At 45.5% G+C, this 19,683-nt stretch carries 18 protein-coding genes and 1 pseudogene; 10 read left to right on the forward strand and 9 right to left on the reverse strand.

Annotated features, from left to right (window positions below; genetic code table 11):
• Positions 1-361 precede the first annotated feature (361 nt).
• A complete protein-coding gene (locus NZD86_RS02905) occupies positions 362-1,012 on the reverse strand; it encodes a hypothetical protein (protein WP_268044994.1) in 651 nt (216 codons plus the stop codon).
• 31 nt (positions 1,013-1,043) lie between these two features.
• Here NZD86_RS02905 and NZD86_RS02910 point away from each other — a divergent pair.
• The 3 genes and pseudogenes from NZD86_RS02910 to NZD86_RS02920 all read left to right on the forward strand — a co-directional run.
• Positions 1,044-1,163, forward strand: a pseudogene (locus NZD86_RS02910) (sigma factor-like helix-turn-helix DNA-binding protein); the annotation flags it as partial.
• 144 nt (positions 1,164-1,307) lie between these two features.
• Positions 1,308-1,535: a hypothetical protein gene (locus NZD86_RS02915; RefSeq protein ID WP_268044996.1), complete on the forward strand. Its 228-nt coding sequence runs from the start codon at positions 1,308-1,310 to the stop codon at positions 1,533-1,535.
• Between the two features lie 339 nt (positions 1,536-1,874).
• A complete protein-coding gene (locus tag NZD86_RS02920) occupies positions 1,875-2,762 on the forward strand; it encodes a diacylglycerol/lipid kinase family protein (protein WP_268044997.1) in 888 nt (295 codons plus the stop codon).
• A 7-nt stretch (positions 2,763-2,769) separates the two neighbouring features.
• Here the strand turns inward: NZD86_RS02920 and NZD86_RS02925 are convergent, their stop codons facing one another.
• Entirely contained in the window at positions 2,770-3,366 is a 597-nt protein-coding gene (locus NZD86_RS02925) for a lysophospholipid acyltransferase family protein (RefSeq protein WP_268044998.1), read from the reverse strand.
• 138 nt (positions 3,367-3,504) lie between these two features.
• Here NZD86_RS02925 and NZD86_RS02930 point away from each other — a divergent pair, with 138 nt between their 5' ends.
• A complete protein-coding gene (locus NZD86_RS02930; protein WP_268044999.1) occupies positions 3,505-4,380 on the forward strand; it encodes an SDR family NAD(P)-dependent oxidoreductase in 876 nt (291 codons plus the stop codon).
• A gap of 78 nt (positions 4,381-4,458) precedes the next feature.
• Here NZD86_RS02930 and NZD86_RS02935 read toward each other — a convergent pair whose 3' ends face one another.
• From NZD86_RS02935 to NZD86_RS24665, 3 genes are all read right to left on the reverse strand, one after another.
• Complete coding sequence (locus tag NZD86_RS02935; RefSeq protein ID WP_268045000.1) at positions 4,459-5,676, reverse strand: class II aldolase/adducin family protein; 1,218 nt, start codon at positions 5,674-5,676, stop codon at positions 4,459-4,461.
• A 129-nt stretch (positions 5,677-5,805) separates the two neighbouring features.
• Positions 5,806-6,678: an alpha/beta fold hydrolase gene (locus NZD86_RS02940; RefSeq protein WP_268045001.1), complete on the reverse strand. Its 873-nt coding sequence runs from the start codon at positions 6,676-6,678 to the stop codon at positions 5,806-5,808.
• A 108-nt stretch (positions 6,679-6,786) separates the two neighbouring features.
• Positions 6,787-7,371 (reverse strand): YkoP family protein, encoded by a 585-nt coding sequence (locus NZD86_RS24665; protein ID WP_407655207.1) that lies wholly within the window; start codon positions 7,369-7,371, stop codon positions 6,787-6,789.
• A 708-nt stretch (positions 7,372-8,079) separates the two neighbouring features.
• Between NZD86_RS24665 and NZD86_RS02945 the strand changes: the two genes are divergently transcribed.
• Positions 8,080-9,537, forward strand: a complete 1,458-nt coding sequence (locus NZD86_RS02945; protein WP_268045002.1) for an IS5 family transposase — start codon at positions 8,080-8,082, stop codon at positions 9,535-9,537.
• A 151-nt stretch (positions 9,538-9,688) separates the two neighbouring features.
• Here the strand turns inward: NZD86_RS02945 and NZD86_RS02950 are convergent, their stop codons facing one another.
• From NZD86_RS02950 to NZD86_RS02965, 4 genes are all read right to left on the reverse strand, one after another.
• Positions 9,689-10,831, reverse strand: a complete 1,143-nt coding sequence (locus tag NZD86_RS02950) for a glycosyltransferase family 4 protein (RefSeq protein ID WP_268045003.1) — start codon at positions 10,829-10,831, stop codon at positions 9,689-9,691.
• Between the two features lie 555 nt (positions 10,832-11,386).
• On the reverse strand, positions 11,387-11,740 hold the full coding sequence (locus NZD86_RS02955) for a hypothetical protein (protein WP_268045004.1): 354 nt from the start codon (positions 11,738-11,740) through the stop codon (positions 11,387-11,389).
• A 633-nt stretch (positions 11,741-12,373) separates the two neighbouring features.
• Positions 12,374-12,835 carry a hypothetical protein gene (locus tag NZD86_RS02960; protein ID WP_268045005.1) on the reverse strand — a complete coding sequence of 154 codons (462 nt, stop codon included), beginning with the start codon at positions 12,833-12,835 and terminating at the stop codon, positions 12,374-12,376.
• 449 nt (positions 12,836-13,284) lie between these two features.
• The gene (locus NZD86_RS02965) at positions 13,285-13,665 is read right to left on the reverse strand and encodes an alpha/beta fold hydrolase (RefSeq protein WP_268045006.1); all 381 of its coding nucleotides are present in this window, start codon (positions 13,663-13,665) and stop codon (positions 13,285-13,287) included.
• A gap of 313 nt (positions 13,666-13,978) precedes the next feature.
• On the opposite strand from NZD86_RS02965, the gene NZD86_RS02970 reads away from it, so the two are divergent.
• The 5 genes from NZD86_RS02970 to NZD86_RS02990 all read left to right on the forward strand — a co-directional run bounded on the left by NZD86_RS02970 (position 13,979) and on the right by NZD86_RS02990 (position 19,633).
• Positions 13,979-15,631: an IS1634 family transposase gene (locus NZD86_RS02970; protein WP_268045008.1), complete on the forward strand. Its 1,653-nt coding sequence runs from the start codon at positions 13,979-13,981 to the stop codon at positions 15,629-15,631.
• Positions 15,632-15,923: 292 nt separating this feature from the next.
• Entirely contained in the window at positions 15,924-16,118 is a 195-nt protein-coding gene (locus tag NZD86_RS02975) for a cold-shock protein (RefSeq protein WP_268045009.1), read from the forward strand.
• Positions 16,119-16,250: 132 nt separating this feature from the next.
• Positions 16,251-16,433 (forward strand): cold-inducible protein YdjO-related protein, encoded by a 183-nt coding sequence (locus NZD86_RS02980; RefSeq protein ID WP_268045010.1) that lies wholly within the window; start codon positions 16,251-16,253, stop codon positions 16,431-16,433.
• Positions 16,434-16,591: 158 nt separating this feature from the next.
• A complete protein-coding gene (locus NZD86_RS02985; RefSeq protein ID WP_407655208.1) occupies positions 16,592-17,662 on the forward strand; it encodes a Delta(5) desaturase DesA in 1,071 nt (356 codons plus the stop codon).
• Positions 17,663-18,379: 717 nt separating this feature from the next.
• The gene (locus NZD86_RS02990; RefSeq protein WP_268046769.1) at positions 18,380-19,633 is read left to right on the forward strand and encodes a glycosyltransferase family 4 protein; all 1,254 of its coding nucleotides are present in this window, start codon (positions 18,380-18,382) and stop codon (positions 19,631-19,633) included.
• The last annotated feature ends 50 nt before the right edge of the window (positions 19,634-19,683 follow it).

Consider the following 19,683-nt stretch of genomic DNA (forward strand, 5'->3'; position numbering starts at 1 on the left):
TTTGATTACTCCGTTTAATACGACCTGCCTCCACACCCTGGACATCCGGGATCAACAACCACATTTCGTGTCATTGGTACGTAGTAGTGTCGCGGTATATTTACAATGACGTGCCTGTTAACCGTGACTATTGGATGAACGTATGGAACCACACGTGGAATATAACAATTCCTCACACGATAATGAGGTGAGCACACAATCGGAGGGCAACTCATTGATGAACCCCCTAACAAAATTATTACGGACTTCAATATGCTCCTCCGCTATAAGGAATAAGCAGAATGAACAATACGAAGATGATTAGAAACACGACTGCCCAACGAGTATAGCCGCCAAAGCATCCGTCCATAGCCTTCACCCCCTACGTTTGTCGGTTAAGGTAGCATATGGGACAAAAGGCAAATATGAAACGGCATTTATAACTAAAAACAAGTTGAATCGGGATGAGTTTTCGAATGCTTCCTTCAATTAAAAGGGAACTCATTATCATGCGTTCCCTTTTATTGGTACGCCCAGCATGGGCGGAATCTTTAGGGTGAAAGTCCCAAACGGGGGTTGGCGACATGCCTACCGTTAGCCAAGAGCAAGGGTGTCCACCGCGAGGTGGAATCTGACACCAAGCTAATGCCTGGCGATTGAGATCAGCAAGATTGGTGAACTGAGGCGCCACCCAGAAGTTTTCCTTCACAAAGCGAACTGCTCTCTCTACTTTGCCTTTGGTCTGGGGACGACGGACTCGACAGAGCTTTGGGGTGAGTCCCACTGAAAGCGCAAAATCCTGAAAAGCGGGGTGCCAAACCGGGCTGCGGTCATCGTTCCTGCCAAGCACCACGGTTTTCATTCGGTCTGTTAAAGCCACTTTGGGTACACCATCGAAATGTTCAAGCTCATGCGTGAAGCAGCGTAGAAAACTGTGGATGTCGCAACGACGGGTGAACTCAATGTAGTTAGCTCTTGAGTGGCCAAGCGCCGAAATGTTTTGACCCACCCTCAGTTGAATATCTCTCTTCAAACCTCGCCAGGTTTCGAAGGGAGAAATCTCAATGCTAAAGGGTGAGTCACTGTTGAAGTTACAAGAGTTTGCGCTTGAAGGAAAGAGTCTGAGAGAAATTGCTAGGGAGACTGGGTTCTCTCGTAACACAGTCCGTAAGTATCTGCGAGATGAGCAGCCTCATGGGCAGTAGACTCGGTCAAAGCGTGGTTCGAAACTGGATCATTTAAGCCGACAATTGACGAATGGATGAAGTCTGGTTTTTTTAACTGCAGTGTTATGTTACCTCGCCTAGGAACTCGGGTACACCGGCGGGATGACCACGATTAAGGATTATGTACAAAGCTTTCGGCCACCCAAACGTCAGAAGGCGACAGTTCGTTATGAGACACCTCCAGGGGAACAAGCTCAAGTGGATTGGGGAATCTGTAAGTACAAAGATGACAATGGGCGTCTGCGTAAGCTGCCGGTGTTTGTCATGATTATCTGGATCAATTTTAGCTCGTCGTTAACATGTTCGGCGGCTCGTGCTCGTTACATCTAATTGCACCCTGTTATCCGAGCTTTCGACTTATGCATTTATCACCACCGTTTGGTTTGAGACGTTTTCTCTTGCTGTGTTTCAACGTGCTCCTTAACCATCAATCGGGTGAATATCTAACACATGGAAGTCCCATCCTAATTTTAAGACCGCCAGACACGTGCTGTTCAACGAGCAAACCAAGTAAGAATTCTAAATTGGCACAAAACGACATGGCAATTAAACCAGTATGGTCCAACACGAGAATATTAGCATTACCAGGGCCTTTCCATTCTCGACATCGGATCTTGGTTCAGTTTGAATAACGAAATCACAAACGACCATGGAGGACGAATCCAAGATATGAAGATGACTTACATTCTAAATCCCTCAGCTGGAAACGGTAAATGCGGGCGAAGATGGGAAGCTTTTGAAAGAAATCTGAAAAACTCGTTGGGTTCAGATTCGTACGAAGTCCATTGTACATCTAGACCGGGAGAAGCTAAGAAATTTTCCAATTTGGCGGTTTTATCTGGGTGTAAGCAAATTATTGTAGTTGGAGGGGATGGGACAGTTAATGAGGTAGTGAACGGAGTAATTGGTAGCGATGTTTCGATCGGCATTCTGCCGTTCGGAACTGGGAATGATTTGGCTCGTTCTTTAGGAATTCCGAAATCTGATGACCAGCTTCTAAATTTATTGTGCAAACCGAAAGAATTGGATCTGAACGTAGCTCATATTAATGAACGGTACTTTGTGATGGCGGCAGGATTGGGGTTTGACGGGTTGGTTGCCAACTACATCAACAGCCATTTTAACATAAAGAAATTAGGGGCGTTTGGTTATTTTTGCAGTGCTTTAAAAATCCTCGCTACTTTCAAACCGTTTGAAGTTCAGGTTTCAGTTGATGGGTACCCCTTACAAATATTCAATACATGGATGCTAGCGACTGGGAATTGCCCCTATTACGGAGGAGGCATGAGGTTATTTCCTACAGCCCAATGTAATGATGATCTACTCGACATTTGTGTGGTATCTAACTTGGAAAAGCTGAAATTTCTACAAGTGTTTCCGACGGTATATTCAGGAAGGCATGTAGAACTACAGCAATACATTACAATGATGAGAGGTAAGAGCATTGAAATTAAGACCTCAGAATCCATGGTCGCTCATGCCGATGGTGAGTTGATGATAACATCCGCACTTCGCATAAATGTAAGCGAATATCGACTACGTTTTCTAACAACTTAGAGGTTAACTATTCTGGGGTGAAGCCCCGCTTTAAGCGAACCCTATTCTCTCTGTAACCATCCTTTTTCAATGCATAAATGGTTTGCAGCACATACTGTGCCAAGCTTCTATAATCATCCGGATTGATCACGTGGATTGGTTCCCCAATGATAATGTAGTGGTGCTTAAACCACTGGCGTGGACGTAAAGAAATCGCGATCGGAATAATTTTTACATCAGCATGGCTTCTAGCAGCGATAAAACCCACGCCCGGCTTCGCCGATAGTCTGGTATCCAACCGATTCCGTGTTCCCTCGGGAAAAATGCCGACTGTTTTACCGTTTTCTAGAAGATGAATTGAGTGGCGAATTGCCGAGATACATGACCCGGTTCGTGATACTGGGAATGCACCAAGCCGACAAATCAAGTAACGAATAATCGGAATGCGAAACAACTCTTCCTTTGCCATAAATCTAATGTGCGGATTTACAAATGCACTAAGCAGAATTGGATCATGAATAGAAAGATGATTCGCGGCAATTATGTATGGACCTGTCTTGGGCAAGCGGTCGAGACCACAAACCTTTACCCTATAAAAAAATTTGTAAAAAGCTTGAACGAGCATTTGAACCAAGTATGTGAATCTCTTCATTTCAGCAAGTTACCCCTTCATTTTGTTTGCTGCTTAAAAATAAGTATCTCCCGCCGCATAGTTTCTTATCATTCGGTTACAATGAGAAAAATCTGAAAGGTGCATCGCTCGATGGGTTACTTGGATACCAGTGTTGTCGTTATTTTTGGAGGCTCAAGTGGCATTGGAAAAGAATGTGCCCTGTTGTTTGCTAAACACGGAGGACAGATAATACTAATCGCTCGACGACAAGCAGAATTAGAGGAAGTTGTGAACGAAATTCGGCACCAAAACGGTAAGGCAGAGGCGTTTATAGCTGACGTAACAAACCCTGACGTACTCCATAACGTTGCAGGCGCAATTAAGGATAAGTATGGGAAATTGGATGTCTTGATATACAGTGCAGGGGCTTTTCATTTGTCTCCTGCTGAAACGCTGGATATACAAATTGCTAGGAAGGTTATGGACGTAAATTACTGGAGTGCCCTTCATGTCACCCAGGTATTTTTGCCTTTACTTCGGACGGGAAGTCAAAAATCGCTGGTCTTTATTTCATCTCTGTCCGTACCGTGTACTCCAGCGTTTTTTACCGCGTACGCAGCGCCGAAACACGCACTTCATGGATTTACACTAGCGCTTCGACAAGAGCTCGCTCCCGATGGAATTCATGTGGCAGAGGTGTATCCAGGTCCGGTGTATACCCCGTTGATCGAAGAACATATTCACCAGGCTATGTACCGTGTTCCCCCCGGAATCCCTGTCATTAATCCGGAAACCGTAGCCAAAGGCGTCTTTAAGACCATAATGAAGCGAAGGAAAGAACTTGTCATCCCGAAGAGGTTAAGCGTGATAGCTCGGTTATCCAGCGCATTCCCTTGTCTAATTGGAAGTTATTATCGATTGTCAATTCGGGGATGGACTAAGGGACTTCAAGTTGCGGATCGAAAAGTAAACGGCGCAGATTCTGAGACTGTACCCCCTGCGGAACCCGAATTCCTCGAACCTTGAAATGGTGTGGTATAAGGAAAGGACAGTCCTCCTATGAAGGGCTGTCCGATACCTAGTTGATAAAGCTCGTGAATTGATTTATTTCATGGGAACTTGTGGGATAATTCGCCCTTCGATACGTTCAAAAATGTCATCTAGATTAATCCCCGTTATAGTTAGTCCATGATTTCTTAATCCGATGACAGCTCGCGAGGGCTCTGGCTGTTTTCGAATAAGGGCTGCTACCGTACGCGCAAGTTCCACTGTCCCACACGGGTAGTTGACTTCTGTTGAGGGAATACCGTCCATCCATGCATGGATGTGAACTATAGCTCCAACGTTAGGGTGTTCCGTGTAAATCATCCAATGTTCAATCGCGTCGACCGATACGCGACGCGCAGGAACTTCTGGGGGTACACTGAGTTGCATGGTTTTTCGATCTGGGTCAAACTGCTTTACCAACAGCATATCTTGACCCACTTTTTCTAAATTCCCCTTCTTAACCCCACTTGCGCTCATCCAAAAACGGTGATGATCTTTACGGCCACTGAGGTTTCCGTAACTCAATCCGCCAATCCCGTACAGACGTTGAACGTGACGAAAGTCTTCGGGAGGCAAAAGTTCTTGAATTGGAAACGGCGCGGGGAACAGGTTCATGTCATCAATCTTTTTGGCAGACCTTCTTAGCTGCTCGGTAACTTCATCCCCATTCCACAACTCCTCGGGCAAGTCCGGATGAAACTCGTTATCGATAATGAGATTGGACAGAGCTAAAGGCTTTAACCTTTGATAAACCGCGTCAAAGAATTTGTCGTCCTGTCCAATTTCGTGAGGAACAGTGTAATAACCCTGTTCAAGCGTTACGAAATACGCGTTTAATCCGTTCGGCTTGTTGACGATGTAAATTAAAAGATTGGACAGGGACCGAATCAAGATTGGATAGGCATTTTTTAATACGTTATTTAATATTTTGTCGGTTTCTACAACCGTAACTACATAGGTTGCCTGTGCTTTGCGACGATAAGGTCGTGGAGCAGAAGGATTCACAACATTAATAACCAGTCTAACTTGAGCGTCTCCGGATGGATGAAATTGATAGCCGGTATCCTGTAATCTTTCACGAATTCCATCGAGAAACCATTGTTGTAGAGCAGTACTTACTTCCCCCGAGACTGAATAGAACACCCTGTGATACGCCTCCTTAATAATGTTGGTTTTATTATTGATCTGAATGGTATTTATATACATCAGTTCTGGTTTCGGATCAGAAAGATACGAGTCACCATATTTGGAGGAGCTAATGAGGTTCAAATTCACGGAAATTGTTTTGCTGTAGTGGGTGTTATGTGCTCTGGAGAGTTGCTATATTCATAATGATTCCGAGCTCATTTTCAGTGTCCACATGTTGAACACCGAATTACCTCACCCCAAAACCATTCGGCAGATTCAAGGGGCTGTAGCCACACCATGTGCATGCTCGTGCAACCACTCAACAATATTTTTATATATGATTTCCTTGCCATCGCCTCGTAAAAGGCAATGTGCTCCTCGAAATAAAATGTATTTTTTATCTTCGACAGGTATAGCATCATGAAATTCCTGAACGGTGTTCGGGTCGATAAAGGGGTCATCTCTCCCGCAGAGACATAATGCTGCCACTCTAAAGTTGTTTACTCTTTTCAAGGCATGGTGGCCGTTGATACTGAGTTCAGATAACCACCGAATCGAGAATCGATGAGTGCAAAAAGGATCTATATCATCTTCGACAATTTTATAGGCAGAACCAATTTGATGGTTTGTGATGAAACGACACCACTTGTTCAAATCTATAGATACGTTCGGAATAACGATAGACAAATATCTGCATATTCGGTAAATATGTTTAGGAATCTTTAAACGAATCCTTAAAGCGGGTGCAGAGAGAATCACGCCGTCTACAGAGTTTGTGCATTCTTGACCGTAGCGAACGACCAGTGTGCCTCCAAAGCTGTGTCCGAATAAAAATATAGGGTATCCAGGGTGGACATGCCGTATATACCCAATAAATTTATCCATATCATTCAAATATTCAAGATAGGAATATACGTGTCCCCGTTTTCCGGTCGATTGACCAAACCCCCGAAGATCTAATGCATAGAAGGCAATATTGCATTGCGAACAATATCTCCCCAATTCCATAAATAATCCCGAATGTTGGCCTGCCCCATGAATAAACACCAAAACGAGGGAAGTTTTGGTTGGAATCCATGAACGATAAAAAAGTTCAATTTGGTTATTGACTTGAAATCTACCGGTCATTTGTTCGTGCGAATATTTCAATGTTCACGCCTCCAAATACTCACCGATGTGATACGGAATTATAGGATTATGGAATTGAATGGAAGAACACTGACACATATCTGATCTTCTTACGTTTGCATGACGAATTCATTTTTGTGAGGACGTGATCCCCGAACTCCGATGATAGCTATTGATTAATTGCTTTTTGGACATTACGACAACTTTTGGTACAAACAATTCTGGACGTTTGTTAAGAATTGAGTTTGCATTTGGATTAAATGCGCGAAAAATGTTATGTAAATACCAAGTCAAAATTGTCCTAACAGTTTTGCTATCAATAGGAAATACATGGAATCCAAACCGTTCTACGCCTCGATGAATTAGCGTTATACCGTACACAACTTGTGTCCGTTGATATGCATGTGAACCGATACGATCCGCGAGAATGGGTAGAGACCGTTTTGTTTCTTTCAGAAGCTTTATGGAGGTTCTAACTAAACTGCTTTGGTTACGAACTACCTGTGCTAATAAACGATTATTCATATGCAGTTCAATTACGGGGTCTAATGGACGCACATTGACACCGTCGACTGAAAACGGGGGACCTAAATATCTACGCTTTTTAATGAAAAATAAATGTGACTCACCACGTTTCAACGGTTTCATTTGTGTAACCAGACGAAAGATGGCGTCCCACGATTTCCACAAAGGATAACTTATACGGGATAACATGTAACCTCTCCTTTGGCCGATATTCCCCTAGAACAATAGACAAGACTTAAAAACGCCACTTGAGTAATCCAATAGAAATCTCTTGGGATTGTTACTATGTATTTTGGTGGCGAAATTTAAGCCGTGGTGTAATACAGATATATCTTTCCCCACTTTAAAACAGTTATGACCCAATAATTTTTTCTCTATATGAAATAATTTTCCGTCTGCCATATGTACTATATGAAAGAGAAGCCTACGAATGATTATCCTCGTAGGCAGATATCATTCCGAACGAAAGGTCACGGGATCAACAACCACCAAATCGTTGATGATATATAGGAAGACTAATGATCTACACAGAGTACCCAAGTACCGGCGCGATTGTAACGTTCACCCGTATATAGATGGCGTAAAATTAACAGAGGTCAATTACCCCGTGCGGTGCCGTGGAACTGTTCAAGGTCGTGGTAGAACTGGTTTCGTTTTCACAGTCTCGAACGACGATCAGTCTGTACGACAACTGCAAGACCGAATTTTCATTACACTTTAGCTAATCGGAGGTTACACTATCCTTAAATCCGGCATCAAAAGTTGGATCGTAAATAGGGCCTGCTGAATGACCTAAAAACCGCGTCATGGCAAGGTCTTCAGGGCGTCTACGTCGAAGTGATATGCACGGATTTCGACGAAAACAACGCAAAAACCTTGCACGTGGGGGACGTCCGAATGTACCGGAAGCGCGAAAGTCAGTTGCTCCTGCCTCATGAGTTCTTCCTACCGTTCGCCGGCAAGTTGAATGAAGAAAATCGCTGGGTAAAGCTTGCTCAACTCATCCCGTGGGACTTGGTCGAGGAGCATTACGCCCAGTTGTTCAAACCAATCTCGAAGGGCGGTCAGGCAGCCGTCTCCGTCAGAGTCGCGCTTGGTTCCCTGATCATCCAGGAACGCCTGGGCACGAGCGACCGGGAAACCGTGGAGCACATCACGGAGAACCCGTACCTCCAATACTTCATCGGTCTTCCCGGGTTTCAGCAGTCCCCTCCGTTCGACGCCTCTCTCATGACGCACTTTCGCAAACGCCTCGGTGCGGATGTGCTCAACCAGGTGAATGAGTGGATCATCATGGCTGCAAAAGCAGATGAAGAAGCTGACGATGACTCGCACTCTCCGGGCAACGGTAGTCAAGACAACCACACACGAAGTGAGCAGCCAGAAGTCGACCCTGATGTGCCACGGCAAGGGAAACTGCTTCTGGATGCGACCTGTGCACCGGTGGACATCGCCTATCCAACGGACCTGTCGCTACTCAATGAGGCACGAGAGAAGCTTGAGCAGATCATTGACGTGCTTCACGCTCCACATTCCGGCAAGGAGAGAAAGCCGAGAACCTATCGGCAGAAGGCAAGACGGGCATATCTGGTCATCGCCAAGCAGCGCAGGGCAAGCAAGCAGAAGATTCGCAGGGCCATCGGCCAGCAGCTTCGGTACGTGATGAGAGACCTGAAGACGATTGACCACCTGGCTACACGGACGCCGCTGACCGAACTGAGTCGCCAGCAATACAAGAACCTGTTGGTCGTACGGGAACTTGTCCGGCAGCAGAAGATGATGTACGACACGCGCTCGCACCGAGTCGAAGATCGAATCGTGAGCATTTCACAGCCACATGTGCGCCCGATTGTGAGAGGAAAGGCCAAAGCGAACGTGGAGTTCGGGGCGAAGGTCGCTGTCAGCATGGTCGACGGATACGCGCGAATTGATCACGCACAGTGGGATACCTTCAACGAGGGGCAACTGCTACAGGAATCTGTGGAAGCGTACCGTGAGCGCTACGGTTGCTATCCAGAGGCTGTGCTGGCAGACAAGCTGTACCGAACTCGGGCAAACCTCCAGTACTGTCGGGAACGGGGCATACGACTCAGTGGCCCACGGCTCGGTCGGCCCTCGAAGGCGGAACATGCTATGCACAAACAGATGGAGCGCCAGGACTCAGCAGAGCGAAACGCAATCGAGGGCAAGTTCGGAGAGGGCAAGCGCCGGTATGGACTTGACCGAATCCGGGCGCGGCTGGAAAACACCAGCCTGACGGTGATTTCGCTGCAGATACTGGTGATGAACCTGGAGCGATGGTTGCGGGTTTTGTTTGCCTTCTGCTTGCAACTGCTGAAATCGCTATTTTCTTAGTCTTCAGTCGCTGTCTACCCTGCGTGGCAGAGTGGTTCAGCAGGCCCTAAATAAGATTGGGCATCCGCCCAACTCATACGGTCTGAGCCACATGGTTCGTTTTTTGCCGGGAGATACCATTAGCCGCTGTATCGGGCTATTTATCGGTGATTTACGAATAATGGTGGGCCGACAACACTTCGTCCGGTTGAAATAGACTACTGTAGTAATTGATGAGCTGCTTGGTGGGTCCGCTCCAATCGAGGGATTGCACGATCTCTTGCCCTCGGGCTTGTACAAATTTCCGCTTCGCAACGTCATATAACATGTCATGCATGGCTTCAAAAATCGAATTCGAGTCCAACGGTTGAAAAATAAAGCCGGCGGCACCGTGTTCTAACACTTCCGTAGTCGCGGGGCTGTCAGCAGCCATTATTGGCAGTCCGCTCGCCATCGCTTCATATAATACGAGCCCAAGTGTCTCGGTGGTAGAGGGAAATACAAATCCGTCAGCGGATGCATACGCTTCCGCCAAATCCTCGCCAAACAGATAACCCGTAAAAACCGCGTTGCTCCGGAAAAAAGTGCGCTCCAGCTCTGACCGATGTGGACCGTCGCCGACAATCGCCAAATGCACATCCGGTAACTTGTCTAAACAGGGTCGTAAGCGTTCAATACCTTTTTCCGCGGCCAACCGTCCGACATACAGCACAAGTTTCCCATCGTGAGCCCCGTTCATGAGCTTGCTGCGCATAGTATCTGAACGCCGTTGTGGCGAATATAATTGTAAATCGACACCCCGCTCCCACACGTCCAGGTTACGAAATCCGTGCGCAGCTAACTCCTTAAGTGTGGCTTGAGACGTACACAAATTGATATTTGCACGATTGTGTATCGTTCGAAAACACCACCACAAGACTGGTTCCAACCAATTTAACTTGTAGTAACACGCGTACGCTGGAATGTGAGTGTGGTAGGACATGATGAGGGGCAAACGGTATCTTTTCGAGTAATAGATGGCTGCGAAACTCAAAAATCCCGGGTTCACGGAATGAATGAGTTGAGGCTGAAACTGTTCTAGGTATTTTCCAACTTTAGCCCACGGGGATGCGAATTTTTTTTCTGGATAGAGAAAGAAACGAAACGACGGTACACCCACAATTCTCGCTGACGCATACCTTGGGGGAGCACCATTCGGTGCAAATAATAGCACCTCGTGCCCAGCCTCTTCCAAGTGTTTCAGCGTACTGCAAAGACGTGTAACAACCCCGTCAGTTCCAGGCAAGAACGTTTCGGAAAATATGGCGATTCTCATAATGGCACAGGACCTCCCCGATTATTCCTAAGCGACGCTGCTTCTCAATTGAAATAACAGAGTCGTGGTACCTAAGATTACACAGAACACATGCTCTACCATTGGATAATATGACCGACATAAGTCCTTGGCATACATATGGGCTCAAGGAACCTATGTGTTATTGCCGAACCATTTTTTCGGGGCTTTTGTATCAGGAAATCGAATCACCCATTTGTCTTCCATTACAATCTTAAAACCAGATAGATCGTAGGGAACTACATGTTATATGAGGAAAGATAGATATAAACGACCACAGTTCGACTAACTTGAGATGGTAACTAGTAGTGCAGCGCCGTTCCCTCAAAAGGAACACATTAATGGCGCCTGTTTCAGTACTTGGTTTCTATTCCACTCCTCGCGATATGAATGGAGCATGAAGCAATTATCAGTGTATCATTGTCCATCATGACGGATAACGGTTAGGCCCGTTAATTTCAGTTAGTTACCCAGCTTTCCGAACAACTTTTATGAATGTAACGTGAATAACTGGTGATCTTTAACCTGTTTGGTCAATCACCAGTTGATCCTCAACATATTAATTAGGGTACGTAAATCTTGAAGTCGATCACGCTGCTTATTTAGGAGATAGAATCGTTCTCCAGGTGGAATTTCGTCCCAGTGTTCGTGTAGATGCCGATTTGCCCTTTCATAGTGTTGAAGAGTATGCGCCAGGATTTCAGATGGTTTTTTATGTTCATCATTGTGATACATTCGCTGACGATGAACCAGCTGCTCTATCCGACTTTGCTGCTTTTCTAGGATCAAGTTTATTTCGTACCAATCTAATTCGTCCCAAACATCGAGCAAAGCCTCATTCGCTAATTCATATTGGGCCATTGTTTCCCGAACCACGTTACAAATGTTCATAGGACTTATACTCCCGTTTCCTCGTGAGGTAGATACAGTTATAAGATGCAACGACTGGTTCGTTATTATTCGCAAGTTCTTTACTTCTTTCATTTACCGTAGATCGTTCAAACCGACACAGGTATACATGAATAAAAAGAGCGGTATATAACAAAATAAATGTGATGGGTTTAGCCCGAAAAGGCTTCTTCCTGACTTTCCAACAAGTTTGCGCCTAGCTTAATTGAACTAAACTGCCGCTAATACAACAAGCCTAGTGTATCGAGCATTGCATCTTGATAGAGTACGCGAACCGAGTGCGCCATACATTAACCGACATGTATCGTCCGTTATGTATTCAGCTTAGTACTTAAATTTACCGGTAATCATCCAGCGTATCCAGCATACTGTAATCAGTCCCAGCCGGAACAAAACACATTGCTAACTACATGTCCGACCAGTTACCGTGATGCCCGGGGGCAAGTATCTCTATAGGGGTAAACGGTTGATACCAAACGTCCATAAATCCGATGAGCTACTCACCAAATTCTCCGGTGGACCAACTTTCCCCTATTCAGCTTAGTTATGTGTTATAGCTAGGTATTGCCCTCAAGGTAGGGCAGTGTATTCTGCCCGAAAAATTGATACACATAGTCAATTAGGTTCCTGACCATATTGTTTAACCCATTCTTTCTCCTGGCGTTCCCTAATTAAGAATAGCAGTGCCTTCATCATCTTTAGGTTACTTTGTACCGTTGGGTCCTTAAGCATTTTATACATACCAATCATACCTATTTTTGAATTGTCAAACTTGGATAACTCTTGTGCTTCTTTTACTAAAGCTCCCCCATCTTGAACCTTCTTCTGAATAGGCTTAATTTCTCCGCTCATAGGTTTTTCTATGATCTCAGTGGCTTCGAAATCCTTCAATAATAATGTTTGAGTAACATCGTACATTGCTGAAGTGATTTGCATCATATTAGTTAACTTAGGGAGCATCTGGATCATATTTTCAAGAAATTCTTTAACCTCTGGCTGAACCACTGAACTCAGTATATCAGTCTGATTCTCGTCGGGCGAAGGTCCTATCACGTTTTCTTCCACCTTTCCTTTCACGGAAATCATGTAATAAAATGTACCAATTGTATGTACGTATGGTATTTACAAAATAGTCTTCTCATGAGTCTTGACGAACTGTTCTATCCGTTTGTTTAATGCATGGGCAGCGTTGGTCGGAATCTGATGTTTAATGTTTTGAGCAAATGTCAATTCACTGTTGGCAGTCGGTCATTCAAGAGACGAACATCGGAATGAAATTCATGGTCTTCAACTCCATACACAAGTGATACGGGAAAGTGAATCCACGCTAGGCGAGTTGTACAGTTGTAACTGGCTCGGTAGTATTGTTCCTAGTTTTTTGGATCGCGCAGCTTTGATTCCTGGTAAGTTTTCCACATCAACCTTCTGGTATCTAAATTGCTCCAGGAAAGTGATAAGCTTGTGAACGTATTGCACCAATTCTTGTGGATATGATACCCAGTCGAATCTGAGTTGCTAGCCGAAAGTCATGTATCTCCAAGGATTCCACCAACCCAAATTCCACCTAAAGCTCTGTTAGGATGTGTTAGCAGGAACTCAAGTACGATGGCTGCCCCGATCAAATATCCACATAAGTCGGCCTCCTGAATCTCAAGATGATCCATCAACTGCTTTATGTCCTCAGCGATGAGCGAACAGGTTAAAGGGTGTTGAGAAGCCTGGCTTCTACTATGTCCCCGTATGTCGAATCGAATCGCCAAAAGTGCCGAGACATCTATTTGTTGAAGAAAACTGATGCTGCCTAAAACGGGCGGGTGAACAAGAATAATCATGGGAGTACCGTATCCCTTTTTCTCAAAAAAGATCACGACTCCGTTAAGATGACTTTGTGGCATTAGTATTTGCAACTCACGTCCACTTGGTGTGCTCTTTAGTGAGAATGCCCGAAATATAAATTTCGTTCCACTCTGAAGAGGGGTAAATGTTGGGGGCCGATGGACAGACGTCCAATTCAGTCTTCGTCTGTTTATCTCGGGTTCGACAGTTACAACCCACTTATAAGCATTTGTGGATAACCGGAATCCCGTAGTGGCGCGGAATTTCGGTTCTTTTGTGTAGGCATTTTCTCAAAATTTTGTAGGCATGCGAATTTCTGTGGATAACTCGTAGTTTTATCCACAATTATTGACTTTATCAAACGTTTAGTTTTAAAATGTAGACATGTATATACGGCGGATATCACGAAAAAACAAAAACGGCTCTGTCACGTCCTACGTGCAGCTTGCCCATAATGAACGCAATCCCAAGACCGGCAATCCCCAAGCGAAAGTCCTCTACCACTTCGGGCGTGAAGATGAAGTGGACATGGATGGTCTAAAGAGACTTGCCGCGAGCATATCGCGGTTCCTTGGGGATTCACCAGTTGATACGGAGCCCAAGGACAGCGTGCAGCTCAGTCTGCTCGATAGCAAGACGTTTGGTACCGCTTCTATCGTCGACTCGCTGTGGCAGGAGCTTGGCGTGGGTCAAGCTATATCCAAGCGACTGGTACAGCGTAAGTATGAAGCCCCGATTGAGCGTGCCATCTTTGCCATGGTCGCCAATCGAGCCTTGGACCCTTCGAGCAAGCTTGGCATGGAGGACTGGGTGAAGCGAGATGTCGCACTGCCAGGTGTTGAGAACTTTGACGTCCATCAAGGATACCGTGCAATGGATTTCCTGATTGAATCAGATGTAGACATCCAGCGAGAAGTGTTCGAAACGGTCGCAGACCTATTAAACCTCGAGGTCGACTTACTGTTCTTTGACACGACGTCGAGTTATTTTGAAATGGATGACGAGCCGGAAGAAGACAGTCTGAAACAACCCGGTTACTCCAAGGACCACCGGCCTGATTTACCACAGGTCGTGATTGGCTTTGCAGTAACCCGAGATGGTATCCCTGTGCGGTGTTGGGTATGGCCTGGGAACACGTCAGACATGACCGTCATTCCAGAAGTGAAGAAGGATCTCATTGGATGGCGTCTCGGACGCGTCGTTACGGTCGTCGACCGTGGGTTCAGCTCGGAGGACAATTTACGTGAGCTTCAGAAAACCGGCGGGCATTACATTGCTGGAGAGAAGATGACCGCTGGCAAGCAGAAGGTCGAAGATGCCCTGTCTCGTCCTGGGCGATTCAAGACCGTACGAGATAACCTCGAGATAAAGGAAATCGTCGTGGGAGACGGTGAGGCGCGGGTTCGATACGTGCTCGTTCGAAACCCAGATGAAGCACGCAGAGACGAGTTTCGGCGCGAGGCACATCTCAAGGCCCTAGAAGCCGAGCTCGCGCGACTGAAGGAGTTGGACAGCGATGCGCACACCAAGGCACATTGTCGTTTACAGAGTCACCCGACCTTCAAGCGTTACTTGAAGTCGGACAAACGTGGCAATCTCGCGATTGACCAACAGGCGGTTAAGGCGATGGAACGACTGGATGGAAAGTACCTGATTCGGACCTCAGACGACACGCTGTCCGCGGAGGATGTGGCCCTTGGATACAAGCAACTGTGGCAGGTTGAAGCAGCATTTCGTTCCCTGAAACAGACCATGGAATTGCGCCCAATGTACCACCGGAAGAATGAGCGAATTCGGGCACATGTGCTGCTGTGTTGGCTCTCGTTACTCTTGGTTCGGGTAGCAGAGAACCGGACCTGTCGTACATGGAGAGAGATTCGTTCTGTCATGAACGAGATGCACCTTATAACCTACAAGGCTGGTAGCGGAAGAGTCCGGCAGCGAACCGAAGTAACCCCGGAGCAGGCACAAATCCTGAAAGCGCTCGGTTACGAGCATCCACCGCTATTCGCAGAGATATCCACAGAAATGCTGTAGGCACCACACGAAGTTATCCACAATCCGGAAACCCTAGACGCACCAGCGGGTTTCCGGATTTCGTATATCTACAGCTGTCGAAGCCGAGTTATAATCGAACGAAAATTTAGACTGTTTTACTTGACATTTCTGTTTTAGTGCAGTAAAGTGAAAGTTGTTCACGAGCCATCGTGCCTATGTATAACATACTGAGCCGTTCTTTTTGCGCCTCATGTGGGAGCAGAACAGGACGGCTTTTATATTTTTACAGTTGAACAATCACTGTGCTCGAGGAGCACTCGGAGGGATTTGTTTGAATCAAGGAACGGTAAAATGGTTTAACTCAGAAAAAGGTTTTGGATTCATTGAAGTTGAAGGCGGGGAAGATGTCTTCGTACATTTCAGCGCAATTCAAGGAGATGGCTACAAGTCCCTTGATGAAGGTCAACGTGTAACGTTTGATATTGTGCACGGTCCAAAAGGCCCGCAAGCAGCAAACGTTGCATAAGTTATTGCGAACAGACGGGACTGTCCCTTTAGGCGTCATTTAGATACCTCTAGGGCGGTCCCTTTTGTGTACCTCGTCTCGTTTGAAGCCTACATTACATCAATTTACAGCAGGCACGGAGGAGGTATCTTAGTGAGTTACTTTAACAATAGGAGAAAGCCATCTTCTGAACACGTATACGCTGATACTGTTATCTGGCAGTGTTCAAATTGCAAGTGTTGGTCAAGGATAGAGTTTGTTCACGTTGATGAACCAAGTTGTCCTATGTGTAAGGGGACGATGCATCAAGAAGCAAAATTCATTCGTGTAGAATAAGCTGCTAAGACTTTGACGTTCTCCTTCAAGCACCCCATTTCGTGAATTAGGTTTGATTTTCCGCTTGTATATCCCACTTACCCTTCTCGAAAATCCTTAAGTCAAGATATCGAGACTTTACGTTCTCTTCGAAATCAGAGAGGAAGATGAACATAAATATGCATGAAGAACACAACAATTGGAAGAAGGACATTGTTCCTTTTCAAAAATCGGATACAAGGAAAAGTTTATGGCAACTCACAAACACCGTTGTGCCCTTTTTGGGACTGTGGTGCCTTGCCTATCTAAGTCTGTCCGTTTCAATTTGGATTACTATGGTCCTCGCCATTTTGTCCTCCGGATTTTTTATGCGGATCTTTATCATATTTCATGACTGCTGTCACCATTCTTTCTTCAAGAGCCGAAAGGCGAATGAAACGGTCGGGATCATAACGGGTATTCTGACCTTCTTTCCGTATTACCAGTGGAAGTACGAACATTCGGTTCATCACGCGACAAGCGGTAATTTGACCCGAAGAGGTACTGGTGATATGTGGACGTTGACGGTGAATGAGTATACGGAATCATCCCCATTAAGGCGAATAGTTTATCGACTTTACCGAAATCCCTTTGTGATGTTCGGACTTGGACCAATCCACCTGTTTCTGAATCAATACAGGTTTAACAGGAAAGGAGCCGGAAGAAAGGAGCGTATAAACACCCACGTAACCAATTTTGCGTTAGCCGGGATATTAGGGCTGCTTTGTTTTATATTGGGCTGGAAAGGAGTTCTTCTCGTGGAAGGTCCGATCCTTTACCTATCAGGCATGGTGGGTATTTGGTTGTTTTATGTTCAACACCAATTTGAACACACATATTTTGAGAAGGCAGACAAGTGGAACTATGTCAGTGCGGCCCTGCAAGGTAGTTCTTTCTATAAATTGCCGAAAGTATTGCAATGGATAACAGGAAATATCGGGTTTCATCATGTTCACCATTTAGGACCCAGAGTACCGAACTACAGTCTCCAACGTGCCCACGAAAGCGTCCGATTTTTACAAAATGTTCCGGAAATCAGCTTGCTTTCTAGCTTACGTTCCCTTCGTTACCGTCTCTGGGACGAGAATAACAATAGGTTTGTGGGGTTTAAGGAGATTGAAAAAATCAACCTTAATAAGAAAGCAAACCCAACTTTCAATCCTGCTTCATTAATCCGTACACTACTCAAGAAGTCCAAAATCCTACATTGAATCAATAACATAAACAGTTCCTGCGACGGGTGATGGGTCTCCATTACCCTTTTTTCAACACGGGTGAATTTGGGTAAAAAGTCTCGAGTCGCCTGTGTTTTTCAGTGTGGGAAAAAGGGATTGGGGGGTGAAGGGAAGAGATGAAAACGAGGCGGGGGAACTTAGAGGAAAAGACGGAAAGTCTTTGTCTGACAAGGGAAGATGAAGAGTTGCAGGGTTAAGGAATCGAGGAAAAACGCGAGTGAGATGCGTGAAACAGAGCCTCAAAATGGCCTCTCTCCCTTGTCCCTGTCGAGACACAGTTCGAGACTACGGTCCCGGTACGAATTGACGGACCCTACACCGCGACTTTGGCAAGCTCAAAACTGGTTTCATGTACCTGATGTCCTCGTTTTTCGTGCAGGCTCTATTCCCCATCTTTATCGGACCAAACATCCCCGGATGATTCAGATGAAAAGTTCCAAATCATCGACAAAGCTTGTGAACTGTGTACAGCATCATGTGGCTGGGACTACTTGGTCATTTCACAAGCAGTCACTGTCGAAAGTTGTCTCCAAGAGACTGCTTTTAATAAGTATCGAATTAAAATGACGTATCCAGCAAAGTGCAATTATCGCAGTGGTGTTAGGTATAGGTCCATACACAATTGTGACTCGCAAATAATATGTTAACGGACCATGAATTCATGGCATGACATGGCGTGAAGGGGATGGACTCGTGAAGATACTGCTCGCTACGTATTGGGCTGTTCCGCATGTAGGTGGAGTATGGCCATATATGGTGCAACTAAGAGAAAGACTTGAGTCTCTAGGACATCAAGTGGACTTATTGGGATACGGCCATGATAGTACCTACGTTTACATCGTTAATGAGGATCGAAGGATAGAGAAAGACCAATTGCTCCCTTTATTGAATGCAAAACTCAATGAACAGGCTTATCCGTATATCCACGCGAATCCACTGGTTAAATATACTGAATTTCAACGCTATGTTTATGAGTTATCCGCTGCCTATTTGGGTTTGGACAAATACGACGTGATCCATACACAAGATGTCCTTTCCACGGCGTCAATTCATCGAATTAAACCGGAAGGTCCCGTTTTAGTAGCTACCCTTCACGGTTGCATAGCCCATGAAATTAGGCACCAACTAACTACAATTCATAAATCCGCCAATTCCTATATGGCCCGGGCATATTTTGACGAGCTCGAACATCTCGGAGCTACATCTGCTGAATTTACGATAGTAGCCAATAAATGGTTGAGGAATATTCTGGTGAACGAGTTTCATGTTCCTACAAAGCAGATCAAAGTGTTTCAATATGGATACGATATAGAGGCTTTCATCGAACGCATGAAGGAGAAGTCGCCTATTCAACGTCCAGTCGACAAGAAAGTCATCATTTATACTGGGCGACTTGTCGAACTAAAGGGGGTTCACCATTTAATCACTGCTCTCGGAAGTTTAAAGGAGATCAGAGATGACTGGGTGTGTTGGATCGTAGGAGAAGGTGACAAGCAAGACGAGTTACAAAACCAGAGTAAGGCCCTAGGATTAGAAGACGACATTCTGTTTTTCGGGAAGCGGGCTGACATCCCTTACTTGTTGTCTAATTCTGATATTGCTGTTCTCCCCAGCATGATTGAAAACCAACCTTTCTCAATAGTAGAGGCACAAATTGCCGGAAAACCTGTGATCGCCAGTGATGTGGGGGGAATACCCGAGATCATTGAGCATAAGGTCACTGGGTTATTATTCCCCGTTGGGGACACACAAATGTTATGCAAATATCTTGACCAATTACTGTCTAAGGATAAATTCAGGAAAACCCTTGGCTCCAACGCGAAGAAGTGGGGATTGACCCATTGGTCCCCGGACAAAGCGGTTGAAAGGGTGTTGAACGTTTATCAAAGCGCTATTTCTAAAAAACGAGGGGACGAGGGGAATGTACCGACCGATAACGTTCATTAAACATTCTATCCCCGGGTTGATTCGCCGTTATTTTGGGTGGTGGAACAAGC

The organism is Alicyclobacillus dauci (assembly GCF_026651605.1).
GTDB classification, from domain to species: Bacteria; Bacillota; Bacilli; order Alicyclobacillales; family Alicyclobacillaceae; genus Alicyclobacillus; species Alicyclobacillus dauci.